The following is a 15908-nucleotide window of genomic DNA, read 5'->3' as shown; positions in this document are numbered from 1 at the left end:
TCGTGGGGCAGGGCCGAGCCGGTAGCCTCGGTCCGTGAGCGGACAGATCCAGACTCTTCTGGGTTCCGCGTTCGGTGTCGGCCTCTTGGCGCTGATTCTGTTCGTGGCGCGCCCTTACTTCACCACTCTGGCCACATGGGCCGCACAGGCAACTCCGCACGCGGTACGCAGGCTGTACCGGCGGCTCCGCCCGGTCGGCGGCCGCCGGCTGAAGCGCTACCGCGACCAGGTCCGGGTCGAGTGCGCACGAGTGCGGATCGGCCTCTCGCCCGGCGACCGAGACGGTGAGGGCGGGCGCCCGCCCGGTCTGCGGGACGTCTATGTGCCGCTGCAGTGCGAGCAGAACGGCGGGCGCACCGACGCGGCGGGGCTGCTGCACGGCCACCGCCGCACCGTTCTGCTGGGGGACCCCGGGGCAGGCAAGACCCTGCTGCTCAAGCACGAGATGCTGGACTGGGCGGACGGCGGGGACGACAAGGTCGTGCCCGTGATCGTCGAACTGCACGCGTGCAACCGCAGGAAGGACCCCTTCGAGGAGCTCATCACCGAGAAGTTCCAGCAGGCGGGCATCGCCACCGCGGCGGAGATGGTGGAGAGGCGTCTGGACTCCGGCGGACTGCGGGTCTTCTTCGACGGACTGGACGAGGTCGGTTCCGAGGAGTTCGAGCGGGTGGTCCGCGACCTCCATGAATTCGCCGTCCGGCATCCCGACTGCGACATGGTCGTCTCGTGCCGGACAGCTGCCTACGACCAGCAGCTGCAGGACGTGTTCGACCAGGAGATCCGGGTCGCCGAGTTCGACGACGCCTCCATCCTGCGCTTCCTGGCGAAGTGGCCCGAGCTCGCCGACCAGGTCACAGCGGCCCGGATCTTCCAGGCGCTCCAGGACGACCCGGAACTGATGGTGCTGGCGCGCAGCCCGCTGATGCTCACCCTGATCGCCTACCTCCAGTCCGGCGACCGGCCCGAGAGCGTCGGCCCGCTGCCCAACTCCCGGTCCCGCTTCTACGACATGGCGGTCGCCCATCTGCTGGACCGGGACCGGCTGCTGAACCGCAGCGAGGCGATCGGTTCGTACCACGCGGGCCGCAAGACCCTGGTGCTCCAGCGGCTGGCTCTCAAGCAGCTGAGCGAGTCGTCGGCGCGCGGCGACCAGCAGGAGATCACGCGCGAGCAGTTCGAGTCCGTCGTCGAGGAGCTGCTGCCCGGCTTCGACCTGGACCGCAGCCCTCATCTCCAGGGAATGCTGCGGGAGATCGTCAGCCGCAGCGAGCTGATCAAGGACATCGACCGCGGCCGTCACTACCAGTTCACCCACCTCACGCTGCTCGAGTACCTGGCGGCCTGTGAACTGCGCGCCGACGAGCGGACGTTGATGCACCACTACCGGCGGGACCCCAAACCGTGGCGGGAGACCGTGCGCATGTGGTGCGCGGTCACCCGTGGCTCCTGCACCCGGGTGGTACGCGAGGTCTTCGAGGACGCCGACATGTGGCGCAAGGTGCTCGCCCTGCAGTGTCTGGCCGACGCCGTGCACATCGAGGAGGATCTTGCCGAGGAGATCCTGACGTTCTTCCTCGATGGGCTCGGCGCCCCTGGCGATCCCCACGGTCACATCGCCAAGGGGCTCGGCACGCTGGCCGCCAGCAACAGCCCGCGGGGGCGGCGGGTCCTGGAGGCGCTCGTCGAGACGGCACAGGGGCCCGCCTCGGCGCGGCGGACGGCGGCACTGCGGGCCCTGACCGTGTCGGGGCGCCAGGAGGCGGCGCAGGCCCTGGCCGGGCAACAGGACGACGAGGCGCGTACGGCACTCCAGGCGATGGGGGACGTGGCGGTGTCGTCGCTGGCCCGGCGGGCCGAACTGGGCGAGATCTGGGCGGTGCGCTCACTCAGGGCGGTGGGGACGCCGGCGGCGGCGATACAACTGGCGGGGCTGCTGTGGAGTGGACACCCGGTGGTCTTCCCCGTCGCGCGGACGGCGGCTTGGAATCTGGCCTCCCTGATCTGCAACCCGGACGTGCGCGACGCCCTGAGCGAGTGGACTCCCCCCTCGGGCCTCCCCCGCGACCAGCAGTACGGCTGGATCTGGAGCGGGCTGCCGTACAGCGGCGCGCTGAAGACGATCGCGGCGCGGGTCGCGTGGCTGATGGACTGCGGGCGGCTCGACGGGCATCCCGCCTCCGATCTGGCGGCGGACATGGAACCGGCAGCAGGCATCACGGCCGTCCACCCGCATATCGGCATACCTCTGTTCGCCTGTGCCACATTTCGATGGGCGAGGCTGCCCAGCGGAGACGCCACCTGGGGCGAGGTGGACAGCCAGGTCAACGCGGCCTGGGAGCTGCTGGAGCTACCGTCTCACGTCTCCGCCAGGGGCCCTCTGCTCGATCGCCGACGTCTGTGCGAGTTCGCCTTCAAGAGTCCGGCGGCGGCGTCGGGCCGGGGCAGACAGGCCCTGGAACCGCTGCGCGATGTGCTGTTGAGGATCCACGGTGTGGCACCGACGCAGCAGGCCGTGCTGCGGGCTCTGCCGTGGGCGGTGCAGGTAGAACTCGTCAAGATCCGGTTCGGTGACCCGGCAGTCCGGTTCGGCGCGCGGCTGCGGCACAGCGCACAGGATCTGCGGACCCAGTGGTGCCAGATCCAGGAGCAGCCGGATCCACCGCGCACCCTGAACGCCGTGGCCTGGGCCGCGGGAGGTCTGCTGACTCTCCTCACCGTCGGAACCGGCGGCACGCGCGTCGCCTCGCAGGTGTTCGGCTGGCACCCGTTCGGTCTCGGTCCCTGGGGACCCCCGGAACTGGCCAAGGTGGTCTGCCTCGCACTCGTCGCCACTGCGGGACTGCTGTTCATCGCGCTCAGGCCCTCGTTGGACCGTGACTTGGACGACGTCGTGACTCTGGCGGCCATCTTCGGAGCGGTTCTCCTACCGTTCCTGTTGTGGGCCGCTATCGACACCGGAAGGCAGCTGACCGGCAGCTGGCGAATCCCACTGCTCACCACGGCCGCGCTGACCGGATGCTGCGCCCTGGCAATCCAGTTGACCACCCAGATCAACAGGAAACGGAACAATCTCCTGCGGGCCGCCTTCTCCGGGCAGCCGGAGCTCGGCTGAGACCGGTTGGCTCGGGCAACGTTGCAGGTCCGTGAACTCCGCGGCGGATTTCTGGTCAGGAGGCGGGGTCGGTTGATCCACTGAAGGGCATGCCCGAGATATCCCGTCGTGCCTTCGGTGGTCTCGTCGGTGGCGGTGCCGTGACCGCCGTCGCCGGTACGGCCGCCGCCGCCGAGGCCGCTGAGACCGCCGCCCCCGCCGAGCGCCCCTTCCGGGCCCGCCGTGCCGCCTCCGCCGGCAGGCGCCCCAACCTCCTGGTCATCCTCGGTGACGACCTCGGCTGGGCCGACCTGTCCTCCTACGGCGCCCCGCACATCAGGACGCCGCACCTGGACCGGCTGGCCCGGCAGGGTGTGCGGTTCACCGACGCGTACTCGGGGTCGGCCACCTGCTCGCCGACCCGGTTCAGCCTCTACACGGGGCGCTATCCGGGACGTACCCCGGGCGGGCTCGCCGAGCCGATCGGAAACCGGACGCAGGGGCTGGACCCGAACCACCCCACGCTCGCCTCCTTGCTGAAGAAGGCCGGTTACGCCACCGCCCTCATCGGCAAGTGGCACTGCGGCTGGCTGCCGGACTACAGCCCCACCAAGTCCGGCTGGGACGAGTTCTTCGGCAACCACGGCGGTGTGCTGGAGTACTTCTCCAAGCTCGGCCAGCTCGGCGAGTACGACCTGTACGAGGGCGACGCCACCTACAAGGACCTGCGCTACTACACCGAGGTCCTGACCGAGCGGGCCGTCGAGTACGTCGGCCGGGACCACGACAGGCCCTGGCTGCTGAACCTCAACTTCACCACCCCGCACTGGCCGTGGCTCGCGGAGGGCGACGAGGAGACGGGCGCCGGGATCGAGGCGAAGATCCGCGCCGCGAAGACGCAGGCCGAGGTCGTCGCCGCGCTCAACCACTTCGACGGCGGCTCGGTCGAGAAGTACAAGGAGATGGTGGAGAGCCTGGACGCCGCCGTCGGCGAGGTGCTCGCCGCGCTGCGCCGCTCCGGGCAGGAGGAGAACACCCTCGTCCTGTTCGCCAGCGACAACGGCGGTGAGCGCTACTCCTACAACTGGCCGCTCAGCGGCGAGAAGTTCGTGCTGCTCGAAGGCGGTATCCGCGTTCCGACGATCGTGCGCTGGCCCGCCCGCGTCGACGGCCACCAGGTCAGCCACGAGCCCAACTTCTCCCCCGACTGGACGGCGACCCTGCTGGAGATCGGCGGCGCGCGCCCCGACCCGGCGTATCCGCTCGACGGCACGAGCCTCGCCGGATACCTGCTCAAGGGCGAGGAGCTGCCCGAGCGGGACCTGTTCTGGCGGGTGCGGGCCAACCGGGCGCTGCGCCGCGGGGACTGGAAGTACTACCAGGACGCCGACAGGACCGACCACCTCTACAACCTGGCCGCCGACTCCCGCGAACAGGCCGATCTGGCCCCGGACGAGCCCGAGTTGCTCGCCGAGCTGAAGGCGTCCTGGGAGAAGACCGCCGGCACCCTGCTGCCGTACCCGGACTAGCCGAGGATCCCTCGCTCGTACGCCGTCGCCACCGCGGCCGCCCGGTCCTTGACGCCCAGCTTGGCGTACAGGTGGGTGAGATGGGTCTTCACGGTCGCCTCGCTGATGAACAGTTCCCGGGCGATCTCCCGGTTGGACGTGCCCCTGGCGACCAGGGCCAGCACCTCGCGTTCGCGCGCGGAGAGCGGTTCGTTGCCGGGGGCGCGCACGGCCGAGACCAGGCGGGAGGCGACGGCCGGGGAGAGGACCGTACGGCCGTCCGCCGCCGCGCGGACGGCCGTGAACAGCTCGTCGCGCGGGGCGTCCTTGAGCAGATAGCCCGTCGCGCCCGCCTCGATGGCGGGCAGGGTGTCCGAGTCCGTGTCGTACGTGGTGAGGACGAGGACTTTCGCGCGGGCGGCCCGGCGGGTCAGTTCCCGGATGGCGTCGACTCCCCCGCCGCCCGGCATGCGCAGATCCATCAGGATCACGTCGGGGTCGAGCGCGGCGGCCCGCGCCAGCGCCTCGACGCCGTTCGACGCCTCGCCGAGGACGGTGAATCCGGGGGCGTTCTCGAACATGCCGCGCAGACCGTCCCGTACGACGGGATGGTCGTCGACGATCAGCAGCGAGATGTCACGGGTCATGGCGGACCAACGGTACGCGAGCCGACAGTGCCGTGCCGTGGCCCGGATCGGACTCCACGGCGAGGGAGCCGGCGATGCGTTCGGCGCGGGCCCGCATGCCGTCGAGTCCGAAGCCGCCGGCGCGGGTGCGGGCGGGGACGGCGAGGGGGTCGAAGCCCTGGCCGTCGTCGCGGATGTCGAGGATCACCTCGTCCCCCAGGAAGCTGAGGGTCACCCCGACCCGGCTGGCCCGCGCATGGCGGGCGGCGTTCGACAGGGCCTCCTGGACGATCCTCAGCAGCGTGGCGGCGACCTCCTCGTGCAGCTGCTCCGCCCTCCCGGTCACGGTGAACTCGGCCCGTACGCCCGTGTGTGCACCCCATTCGGCGACCGTCTTCTTCAGTGCCTCCGGCAGCCCGGCGTCCTGAAGCGCCACCGGGGCGAGGTTGTGCACCGAGCGGCGGGCCTCGCCGAGGCTGTGCCGGGCCAGGTCGGAGGCGCGGGTTAGATGGGTGCGGGCGACGTCCAGGTCGGGGGCGTTCGCGACGACCTGGAGCTGGGCGATGATGCCGGTCAGGCCCTGGGCGATGGTGTCGTGGATCTCGGCGGCGAGCCGCCGGCGCTCGTCGGCGACGCCCGCTTCCCGTGCCTGGACGAGGAGTTGGGCGTGAAGGGCGGCGTTCTCGTCGAGCGCCTGCTGCAACGCCGTGTTGGTGCGTTCGAGTTCGGTGATGGCGACGGCCCGGTCGCGGGAGCGCTGTTCCTCCTGCTGGGCGATATGACCGGTCAGTCCCAGCAGGGCCGTGTTCGTGCACAGCATCACGCCGAACAGGGGCCATTGGATCATGCTGCGGAACGGCAGTCCGCCAGCCTGGGTGCCCGCCAGCACGACGGCTGTGGCGAACAGACCGAGCCGCTGTCGCCACGCTCCGCGGATCGTCTCGTCGCTGTCGAAGTAGCCGCAGGCCGCGTAGAAGCCGAAGAAGGGGCTGATCCAGGTGAGGGCGAAGGAGATCGCCCACCGCAGCACGTAGTAGACGGTCCCGCGGCGGGACGGGGTCCGGCGGCCGCGGCGGGGCCCGTGCCACAGCTGGAGCAGCACCGCGGCCACCACCAGCGCCACGGCCCCGTACCACTCCGCGGCGCTCCCCATCAGATTGCTCGCGACGACCGCGAGGACGACGGAGACGACGAGCAGCCCGTAGACACCCCAGGTGTGGAACTGGTCCTGACGGTGCTCGATCTGGTCGGCCGCGGTCATCTCCCCAGTCTGCACGGGTCCTCCCTCACTCCCAGCGGAACCAGCGCCGTGCGGCGGCCGTGAGCAGCACCGTCCAGGCCACCACCACCGCCAGGTGCGTCCAGCCCGGCCAGTCGCCGCCCGCGGCCCGGTTCAGGGCCTCGGCCGCCGCGCCGAACGGGGTGTACCCGACGATCCGGGCGAGGACGTCCGGCATGGTCTGCACCGGCGCCCACACCCCCGCGCAGAACATCGACGGGAAGAACACGGCCGACCCGATGGCACCGGCGATCTTCGTCGTCCGGGACAGCGCGGAGATCACCGCGCCGAGCGCGAGGGCGCCCAGGACGGCCAGGACCAGGGCGAGCAGATATCCGGGGAGCTGCTCGGGCAGTCGTACGTCGAAGGCGAGCCGGCCGACGGCGAGCGCGAGCAGCGCGGACGCCAGGGCGGCACCGCCGTAGACCAGCATCTGCGCGCCGAGCAGGGCGGACGGGCGGACCGGGGTCGTGGACATACGGCGCAGGATGCCGCGCTCGCGGTAGCCGGTGAGGGTCTGCGGCATGGACTGGAGGCCGCCCACGATCAGGCCGAGGAGCACGGCCACGGGGACGTAGACGTCGATGGTCCGCAGGCCGCCGAGGTCGGCCTGGTGGTCGTGGAAGGCCGGGATCGAGCCGAGGATCACCAGCAGCAGGGTCGGGAAGAGCAGGATCCAGAAGAGGGCGCCGGGTTCGCGGCACAAGAGCCGCAGCTCGGTCCTGAGGACGGCGGTGTTCATGCCGCTGTCTCCTTGGTCTCGGTGAGGTCGAGGAACGCGTCGTCCAACGTGGCTTCGGTGACGCGGAGTTGGTGAGCCGTGATGTGGGTGCGGGCCAGCAGGGTGATGACGGCGTTGACCGTCTCGTCGGTGCCGGCGAGCGTGACGCGGCTGTCCCGGTGCTGGACGGACGCGAGCCCGGGCAGGGCGTTCAGGTCACGGTCGTCGAGGGGGACGGACGGCGTGAAGCTGATGACGGTGGCGCCCGCCGAGCGGCGGATCAGTCCGGCCGGGGTGTCCAGGGCGGCGATCCGGCCCTTGTCGATCACCGCGATCCGGTCGCACAGCCGCTGCGCCTCCTCCATGAAGTGCGTGACCAGCAGGACGGTGACACCGCTCGCGCGGACCTCCTCGATGAGCTCCCAGGTGTCGCGGCGGGCGCGGGGATCGAGGCCCGTGGTGAGCTCGTCGAGGACGACGACCCTGGGGTCGCCGATGAGGGCGAGCGCGATGAACAGGCGCTGTTTCTGACCGCCGGAGAGCTTGCCGAACCGGGTGGTCAACATGCCGGTCAGGCCGAGGCGTTCGGCGAGGGGGCGCCAGTCGGCGGGCTTCTCGTGGAACGCGGCGTACAGCTCCAGGGCCTCGCGCACGGTCAGTTTGGGCTGGAGCTCGCTCTGCTGGAGCTGGGCGCCGAGGACGCGGGCGACCCGCTCGTGGTCGGCGATCGGGTCGAGGCCGGTGACGCGGACGCGGCCGGCGTCGGGGACGCGCAGGCCCTCGACGCACTCGACGGTGGTGGTCTTGCCGGCTCCGTTAGGGCCGAGGACGCCGAAGATCTCGCCTTCCTCGACGGCGAAGGAGACACCGTCCACGGCGGGCCGGCCGCCGTAGGACTTGCGCAGTTCGGTGACTTCGATGACGGACATGGCATCAGCGTCGCGGTCGGCGGGCGGTGCGCACATCGGCCGTCGCGCTCGAAGGCGCATCAGCCGATCGGTTGACGCGGGGGTACGACCGGGCCGTGCGGCCGGTCGAACGCGCAGGTCGTAGGTCCAACGGCCGATTCCGGTCCGGCCAAAACTCGGTGGGCGTTGTCAGTGCCGATTTGTAGGCTCACTGCTGATGCCCTCGACACGTGCCACCACCAAGGAACACTCCGCCGTCCGTACCCTGCTGCGCCTGTGGCCGTACGTCAGGCCCGTCCGGGCGCGGCTGCTCGGCGCCGCGGCGGTGGCGATCCTCGCGTCCTGTGCGGGCCTGGTGATCCCGCTCGTCCTGAAGTGGATGGTGGACGGACCGGTCGCCGACCAGGATCCGGCGGGCGTGTGGCTCGGCGCGCTGTTCCTGCTGCTGCTCGGGCTCGGGGAGGCGCTGCTGTTCGGGCTGCGGCGGTGGCTGGTGGCGCGGCCGCTGTCCCATGTCGAGGCGGAGATGCGGGCGGATCTGTACCGCCATCTGCAGCGGCTGCCGGTGTCGTTCCACGACCGGTGGGCGTCGGGACAGCTGCTGTCGCGCGGCACCACCGACCTGATGCTGGTGCGGATGTTCCTGGCCTTCCCGCTGACGTTCCTGCTGGTCAACGCGGTGACGATCCTCATCGGCGTGGTCATCATGCTGCTTCAGGACTGGACGCTCGGGCTGGTGATCCTGGGGCCCGCCCTGCCCGTGATCGTCACCTGCGTGCTCTTCGAGCGGCGGTACTTCCATGTGGCGCGGCTCGCCCAGGACCAGGTCGGCGATCTGACGACGGTCGTCGAGGAGAGCGTGCTCGGCATCCGCATCATCAAGGGTTTCGGGCGCCACCGGAGCCAGGCGCGGGCGTTCCGTGAACTGTCGCGGACCCTGCGCGGGACGGAGCTGCGCAAGGCCCGGCTCCTCGCGTCGATCTGGGGTGTCATCGTGACGCTGCCGGAGATCGCCATCGGGGCCGCGCTGGTGCTGGGGTCGGTACAGGTGGCCGACGGGGACCTGTCGGCGGGGACCCTGGTCGCCTTTCTGTCCACGGCTCTGGCGCTGCGGTGGCCCATCGACTCGATCGGCTTCCTGCTGGCGATCAGCCAGGACGCGGCGAGCGCGACGGAACGGTACTTCGAGGTGATGGACGAAACACCGGAGCCAGACGCGCCCCAAAGGGGCGCGGGGCTGCATCAAATTGCGGCTGCGCCGCGGGGCGCGACCAGCCCCCACCGGCCCGCAGCCGACAGCGACGGTCTTCGGTTCCACGACGTCCGGTTCCGTTACCCCGACGCCGCACCCGACTCACCCGCCGTCCTCGATCGCATAGACCTCCACGTCCGCTCCGGTGAGTCCATGGCCCTGGTAGGCGCCACCGGCAGCGGCAAGACCACCCTCACCGCGCTCGTTCCCCGGCTCCACGAGTTGACGTCCGGCCGGATCACACTCGACGGGCAGGACATCACCGAGCTCCCCCGGGAATCGCTGCGCGAACTCGTCGCCGTGGCCTTCGAGGAACCCACCCTCTTCTCCGCGAGCGTCGGCGAGAACGTGCTGATGGGCGCCGAGGAAGGGGATCTCGACCGGGCCCTGGCCGTCGCCCAGGCCGACTTCGTGCACGCCCTCCCCCACGGCACCGACACCCAGGTCGGAGAACAGGGCCTCAGCCTCTCCGGCGGCCAGCGGCAGCGCCTGGCTCTCGCGAGGGCGGTGGTCGGGCAGCCCCGGTTCCTCGTCCTCGACGACCCGTTGTCCGCCCTGGACGTGCACACCGAGGCCGCCGTGGAGGCCGCGCTGCGGGAGGTGCTCGCCGAGACCACCGCGCTCATCGTGGCGCACCGGCCCTCGACCGTGCTGCTCGCCGACCGGGTCGCCCTGCTGTCACAGGGCCGGATCGCCGCCGTGGGCACCCACCACGAACTGCTGCGCACGAACGCCGAGTACGCCCACCTCATGGCGGGGTCAGGGGAGACGGGGGAGGACCGATGACGGCACCGACGAAGGCCGCGCCCACCGCCGCCGACGAGGAACCGGACGGCCACAAGTCCGCGGGCGGCGGCGATCCCTTCGACCGTGACGTCCTGCCCGTACCGCCCCGGGCGACCTCGAACCTCCTGCGCTCCCTGCTCGCGCCGATGCGGGCCCGCGCCCTCGGTGCCGCGTTTCTGCTGCTGCTCCAGCAGGCGGCGGTGCAGGCGGGCCCGCTGCTGGTGGCGTACGCGATCGACAGGGCCGTCCCGGCGTTCCGCGAGGACCGCCACGGCCCGCTGATCGCCGTGGGCGTCGGCTATCTGCTGTGCGCGCTGGCCGCGGGCGGGCTGCAGTACGTGTTCATCCTCGCCTCGGCGCGGGTCAACCAGGATGTGCTCCTCGACCTGCGCGGCCGTATCTTCCGCCATGCGCAGGCCCTCAGCGTCGACTTCCACGAGCGCTACACCTCGGGCCGGCTCATCTCCCGCTCCACGGCGGACGTCGAGTCGCTGCGCGAGCTCCTGAACGAGGGGCTCCAGGAGCTGGTGACGGTCGTCCTGTCCTTCGTCTACATCTCGGCGCTGCTGCTCTGGCTGGATCTGGGCCTCGGCGCGGTGGCGGTGGCGTCGTTCGTGCCGCTCCATCTCCTCATCCGGATCTACCAGCGGCGCGCGGGAGAGGTGTACACCCGGCGGTCCACGGCGATCGCCGCCGTGATCGTGAAGTTCGTCGAGACGATGAACGGCATCCGCCCGGTGCGCGCGTTCCGCCGCGAGGCGGCCAACGACGCCGACTTCGCGGTGCTCAACACGCGGCACGAGCGCACCAACGGCGACGCGCTCATCGAGATGGCCCGCTATGTGGTCGGCTCCCGGCTGGTCGCCAACACGGCCGTCGCGCTGATCGTGCTGTGGGGCGCCTACCGGGTGGCGGGCGGCACGCTGGAGCTCGGTGTGCTGGCCGCGGCGGTGCTGTATCTGCGGCGGCTGTACGACCCGATCGACCGGCTCGGCATGTTCCTCAACTCGTACCAGTCGGCGGCGGCCTCGCTGGAGAAGATCGCGGGCCTGCTCGCGCAGACGCCGTCGGTGCCGGAGCCGTCCGAGCCGCGGCAGCTTCCGCCCCTGGAGTCCGAGCACCCCGGCCGCGAGGTCGTCTTCGACGGCGTCCGCTTCGCCTACCGCACCGGCGGCGAGGTCCTGCCCCGCTTCGACCTCACCCTCCCCGCCGGGCAGACGGTCGCGGTGGTCGGCTCCACCGGCGCCGGCAAGTCCACGCTGGCCAAGCTGCTCGCCCGCTTCTACGACCCCTCCGAGGGCCGCGTCCTGCTCGACGGGGTCGATCTGCGCGAGCTGGCCGTGCCCGAACTGCGGCGCGGGGTCGTCATGGTGACGCAGGAGGCCTTCCTGTTCTCCGGCACGGTCGCCGACAACATCGCCATCGGCCGCTCGGACGCCACCCGCGAGGACATCGAGCGGGCCGCGAAGGCGATCGGCGCCCATGAGTTCATCAGCGCCCTGCCCGACGGCTACGACACGGACGTACGCAAGCGGGGCGGCCGTATCTCCGCCGGTCAGCGTCAACTCGTCGCGTTCGCGCGGGCGTTGCTCGCCGACCCGGCGGTGCTCATCCTGGACGAGGCGACCAGCTCGCTGGACATCCCGGGCGAACGGGCCGTGCAGCGGGCGATGTCGACGGTCCTGCACGGCCGTACGGCGGTGGTGATCGCCCACCGTCTCTCCACGGTCGGGATCGCGGACCGGGTGCTGGTGATGGAGCACGGCCGGATCGTCGAGGACGGCCCGCCGGACGAGCTCATCGCGGGGACGGGCAGGTTCGCGGATCTGCACCGGGCGTGGCGGGACAGTCTGGCGTAGGGAATCGGGGGGAACGACAGGTGATCGACGCGTACGAGGATCCCGGCACGCCCGACGCGCGGGGCGGCTGGTGGTACCTGTGGTGGCTGGTGCGGTGCCAGGCGGGCCGGTGTGCCCTCGGGGCGGTGATCGCCAGTACCTGGATGGTGCTGCTGGCCGCGACGCCGTACCTGATGGCCAAGGCGATCGACGAGGGTCTGGAACCGGGTGACTTCGGCGCGCTGACCGGCTGGTCCGCGGTCCTCTTCGTGGTGGGGTCGTTCAACGCGTGGCTGAGCATCATGCGGCACCGCACGATGACCCGGGTGCGGATGGACGCCAACTTCCGCACGGTGAAGGTCGTCGTCGGCCACGCGGTCCGGCTCGGCGCCGCGCTGTCGCGCCGGGCGGGTGCCGGGGAGGTCGTCACGATCGGGGTGGGCGACGTGCAGACGATCGCCCAGGCCCTGACCGTGGTCGGCCCGGGGGTGGGGGCCGTCATCGCCTATCTGACGATCGCCGGACTGCTGGTCTCGGTCTCGCCGCTGATCGCGGCCGTGGTGCTGCTGGGCATCCCCGCGATCGTCGTCCTCGTCGGCCCTCTCCTCACCCGTCTCCAGGGCACGGAGACCGAGTACCGCGAGCGGCAGGGCGTCCTCACCGCCCGTATCGCCGACCTCGCGAGCGGCCTGCGCGTTCTCAACGGCCTCGGCGGCAAGGGTCTGGTCGCGGACGCCTTCCACCGCGACTCCCAGCATCTGCGCGCGCAGGGCTACCGCGTCGGCGCGGTCACCAGTTGGGTCCAGTCCCTCGGCGTGGGCCTCCCGACGGTCTTCCTGTCCGTGGTGACCTGGCTGGCCGCCCGCCTCGTAGCCCAGGGCGACATCACCGTGGGCGAGCTGGTCTCGGTCTACGGCTATGTCGCGGTCCTGGTGGGCCCGGTGGCGTTCTGGGTCGAGTGCGGCTACATGCTGAGCCGGGGCGTGGTGGCGGCCCGCCGCGTCGTACGTTTCCTGCGCCTGGAGCCGATGGAGGACGCGGGCACAAGGCCGGCCCCCGCGGAACCGTCGGTACTCCACGACCCCGAGTCGGACGTGAAGGTCCGACCGGGCCGCCTGACGGCACTGGCGAGCGCCCATCCGGCGGACGCGGCAACGGTGATCGACCGCCTGGGCAGATACACCCCGTCGCGAACGACCTGGGGCGAAGTCCCCCTGGACGAAATCCCGTTGAAGGAGATCCGCGCCCGCATCCTGGTGGCGGACCACGAGGCGGACGTGTTCGCGGACACCCTGCGCAACGTCATAGACAGCGCCGGAGACACCCTCAGGGGCTCGGGGCTGTATCAATTTGCGGCTCCGCCGCGGGGCGCGACCAGCCACAACGAACCCGCGGACGCCATGCGACAACCCGAGGCACCCCTAGAAGCGCACATCTCCCGAGCCCTCCACGCAGCGGTGGCCGACGACATAGTCCAGGCCCTCCCGGACGGCCTGGACTCACAGATCGACGCCCAGGCCCGCAACCTCTCCGGCGGCCAACGCCAACGCGTCCGCCTCGCACGAGCCCTCGCCGCCGACCCGGAAATACTCCTCGCCACAGAACCCACCTCGGCCCTGGACGCCCACACCGAGGCCCGCGTCGCCGACAGACTCCGCGCCGCCCGCGACGGTCGTACCACCCTCGTCGCCACCACCTCCCCCCTGGTCCTGGACCACATGGACACCGTCCTCTACCTGGTCGACGGCAAGGTCGCGGCCACCGGCACCCACCGCCAACTCCTCGACACCACCCCCGGCTACCGCCGGCTCGTCGCCAGGGACACCGACTCCGAGGAGGCCGTACGGTGACGTCCGGACACCTGCCCGTCGCCGAACCCGCGGACGTGCGCAAGGCCTCGCTCCGCCTGATCCGGGCCGACGGCCGGGCCTTCACCGCCGCCCTCGCCCTCAACGCGCTGGCCGCGATCGCCGGCCTCGGCGGGCCCTGGCTGCTCGGCAGAATCATCGACGAGGTCCGCGCGGGCAGCGGAGTGGGCGCCGTGGACCGGCTCGCCCTCGCCCTGCTGGTGTGCTCCCTCGCGGAGTTGCTGCTCGCCCGCTGGGCCCGTTACGTGGGCCACCGCTTCGGCGAACGCACCCTCGCCCGGGTCCGCGAGGAGTTCGTGGACCGCACGCTCGCCCTGCCCGCGTCCGTGGTGGAGCGCGCGGGAACGGGCGACCTCACCGCCCGCGGTACGGCGGACGTGGCCACGGTCGGCACGACACTGCGCGACGCCGGTCCCGACCTGTTCATCAACTCCGTACGGTTCCTGTTCGCGCTCGTCGCCATCTTCCTGATCGATCCCGTCCTCGGCGCCGTCGCCGTACTCGGCCTCACCCCGATCTGGTTCGCCCTGCGCTGGTATCTGCGCCGGGCCCGGGAGGGCTATCTCGCCGAGGGGGCGGCGACCTCGGACGTCGCCGAGATCGTCGCGGCGACGGCGGCGGGCGCCCGTACGGTGGAGGCGCTCCGGCTGGAGGAGCGGCGTGTCCGGGCCGGCCGGGACACCCTCGAGACCGCCCGGCGCACCCGCTTCCACACCCTCTACCTGCGCAGCGTGTTCTTCCCCTCGGTGGAGGTGTCGTACGTCATCCCCATCGCCGGGATCCTGGTCATCGGCGGACTCCTGCACACGCACGGGGCGATGAGTCTGGGCTCGGTCGTGGCGGCCGCCCTCTACCTCAACCAGTTGGTCAACCCGCTCGACCAGATCCTGGTCCGGGTCGAGCAACTGCAGAGCGCCAGTGCCTCGTTCGCCCGCGTGGAGGGGCTGGCGCGCGCTCCGCGGGCCGGCGAGGCCAAGGTCCTGTCCCCGGCCGGTGACCGGATCGACGTGACCGGCGTGCGGTATTCCTACGGCCGGGGCGGCGAGGTGCTGCACGGGGTCGATCTGACGGTACGGCCCGGGGAGCGGCTCGCGGTCGTGGGGCCGTCCGGTGCCGGGAAGACCACGCTCAGCCGGCTCATCGCGGGCGTCGACGCGCCCAGCGCGGGCAGCGTGACGGTCGGCGGGGTGCCCGTCGTCGAGCTCGGCCCCGAGCTGCTGCGCCGCCAGGTCGTCCTGGTCACGCAGGAGCACCATGTGTTCCTGGGCTCGGTCCGGGACAATCTGCTGATCGCCGAACCGTCCGCAGGGGACGCGGAGTTGTGGTCGGCGCTGGCCGCGGTCGGCGCCGACGCCTGGGTGCGTGAGCTGCCCGACGGCCTCGACACCGCGCTGGGCGACGGCGGTCGCGCCACCGACGGCTCGCAGGCCCAGCAACTGGCCCTGGCCCGGGTGGTGCTGGCCGACCCGCACACCCTGATCCTCGACGAGGCCACGGCGTTGCTCGACCCGACCACCGCCCGGCACACCGAGCGCGCCCTGGCCGCCGTACTGGAGGGACGTACCGTCATCGCGATCGCGCACCGGCTGCACACCGCGCACGACGCGGACCGGGTCGCGGTGATGGAGGACGGGCTGCTCACCGAACTCGGCTCGCACGAGGAGCTGGTGGCGGCGGACGGGGCGTACGCGGCGCTGTGGCACTCGTGGCACGGGGGCCGGCCGTCCTGACGAGCAGGCAAATTGCCCGTATAACGAACATGACCATCCGGGCAACGGACGATTTCCAGCCAACTTCCTGACGCGCTCCTGACAGAAACCGCGAACTGCTGCCACTCTTCCCACGGCCCCGTCACAGCAACCCCACAGCATCCGCACAGCGCTGTGCCGCGGCCGAACTCCCGCACGCGCAATTCCCGTTCTGCCCGGCCGGCCCACCCGCCGCCCGGTCTCCCCCGGCCGCGCGACCCGCGGCCCGCAGACGCAGGAGTCAGTGTTGAGAGCGAGTTCCTCCCACAGACGCACCTCC

At 71.5% G+C, this 15908-nt stretch carries 10 protein-coding genes; 6 read left to right on the top strand and 4 right to left on the bottom strand.

The genetic code is table 11. The features are described from left to right. Nucleotides 1-34: 34 nt before the first annotated feature. Nucleotides 35-3115, top strand: coding sequence for an NACHT domain-containing protein (locus OG381_RS31980; protein ID WP_327719496.1), 3081 nt, complete (start codon nucleotides 35-37; stop codon nucleotides 3113-3115). Between the two features lie 89 nt (nucleotides 3116-3204). Continuing rightward, the gene (locus tag OG381_RS31975; RefSeq protein ID WP_327719495.1) at nucleotides 3205-4623 is read left to right on the top strand and encodes a sulfatase family protein; all 1419 of its coding nucleotides are present in this window, start codon (nucleotides 3205-3207) and stop codon (nucleotides 4621-4623) included. On the opposite strand, the gene OG381_RS31970 is transcribed toward OG381_RS31975, so the two are convergent. Genes OG381_RS31970 through OG381_RS31955 form a run of 4 tightly spaced genes read right to left on the bottom strand, consistent with a single transcriptional unit; the run spans nucleotide 4620 to nucleotide 8157 of the window. Beyond that, on the bottom strand, nucleotides 4620-5249 hold the full coding sequence (locus tag OG381_RS31970) for a response regulator (RefSeq protein WP_266887831.1): 630 nt from the start codon (nucleotides 5247-5249) through the stop codon (nucleotides 4620-4622). The genes OG381_RS31975 and OG381_RS31970 overlap by 4 nt on opposite strands. Beyond that, nucleotides 5239-6489 (bottom strand): sensor histidine kinase, encoded by a 1251-nt coding sequence (locus tag OG381_RS31965; RefSeq protein ID WP_327722609.1) that lies wholly within the window; start codon nucleotides 6487-6489, stop codon nucleotides 5239-5241. Before OG381_RS31965 ends, OG381_RS31970 begins: the two co-directional genes overlap by 11 nt. Nucleotides 6490-6514: 25 nt before the next feature. Further along, nucleotides 6515-7249 carry an ABC transporter permease gene (locus OG381_RS31960; protein ID WP_327719494.1) on the bottom strand — a complete coding sequence of 245 codons (735 nt, stop codon included), beginning with the start codon at nucleotides 7247-7249 and terminating at the stop codon, nucleotides 6515-6517. After that, nucleotides 7246-8157, bottom strand: a complete 912-nt coding sequence (locus OG381_RS31955) for an ABC transporter ATP-binding protein (protein ID WP_327719493.1) — start codon at nucleotides 8155-8157, stop codon at nucleotides 7246-7248. Before OG381_RS31955 ends, OG381_RS31960 begins: the two co-directional genes overlap by 4 nt. 196 nt (nucleotides 8158-8353) lie before the next feature. Here OG381_RS31955 and OG381_RS31950 point away from each other — a divergent pair, with 196 nt between their 5' ends. From OG381_RS31950 to OG381_RS31935, 4 genes are read left to right on the top strand one after another with little or no spacing between them, the layout of a single operon-like run. Beyond that, entirely contained in the window at nucleotides 8354-10174 is a 1821-nt protein-coding gene (locus OG381_RS31950) for an ABC transporter ATP-binding protein (RefSeq protein ID WP_327719492.1), read from the top strand. Continuing rightward, nucleotides 10171-12033 (top strand): ABC transporter ATP-binding protein, encoded by a 1863-nt coding sequence (locus OG381_RS31945; protein WP_327719491.1) that lies wholly within the window; start codon nucleotides 10171-10173, stop codon nucleotides 12031-12033. The genes OG381_RS31950 and OG381_RS31945 overlap by 4 nt, the downstream gene beginning before the upstream one ends. 20 nt (nucleotides 12034-12053) lie before the next feature. Continuing rightward, nucleotides 12054-13862 (top strand): ABC transporter ATP-binding protein, encoded by a 1809-nt coding sequence (locus tag OG381_RS31940; RefSeq protein ID WP_327719490.1) that lies wholly within the window; start codon nucleotides 12054-12056, stop codon nucleotides 13860-13862. Next, the gene (locus tag OG381_RS31935; RefSeq protein ID WP_327719489.1) at nucleotides 13859-15610 is read left to right on the top strand and encodes an ABC transporter ATP-binding protein; all 1752 of its coding nucleotides are present in this window, start codon (nucleotides 13859-13861) and stop codon (nucleotides 15608-15610) included. Before OG381_RS31940 ends, OG381_RS31935 begins: the two co-directional genes overlap by 4 nt. The last annotated feature ends 298 nt before the right edge of the window (nucleotides 15611-15908 follow it).

Origin of the sequence: Streptomyces sp. NBC_00490, assembly GCF_036013645.1 — a bacterium.
Classification (GTDB): domain Bacteria; phylum Actinomycetota; class Actinomycetes; order Streptomycetales; family Streptomycetaceae; genus Streptomyces; species Streptomyces canus_F.
Note: the sequence above shows the minus strand (reverse complement) of the source record. Positions and strands in the feature narration are given on the sequence as shown.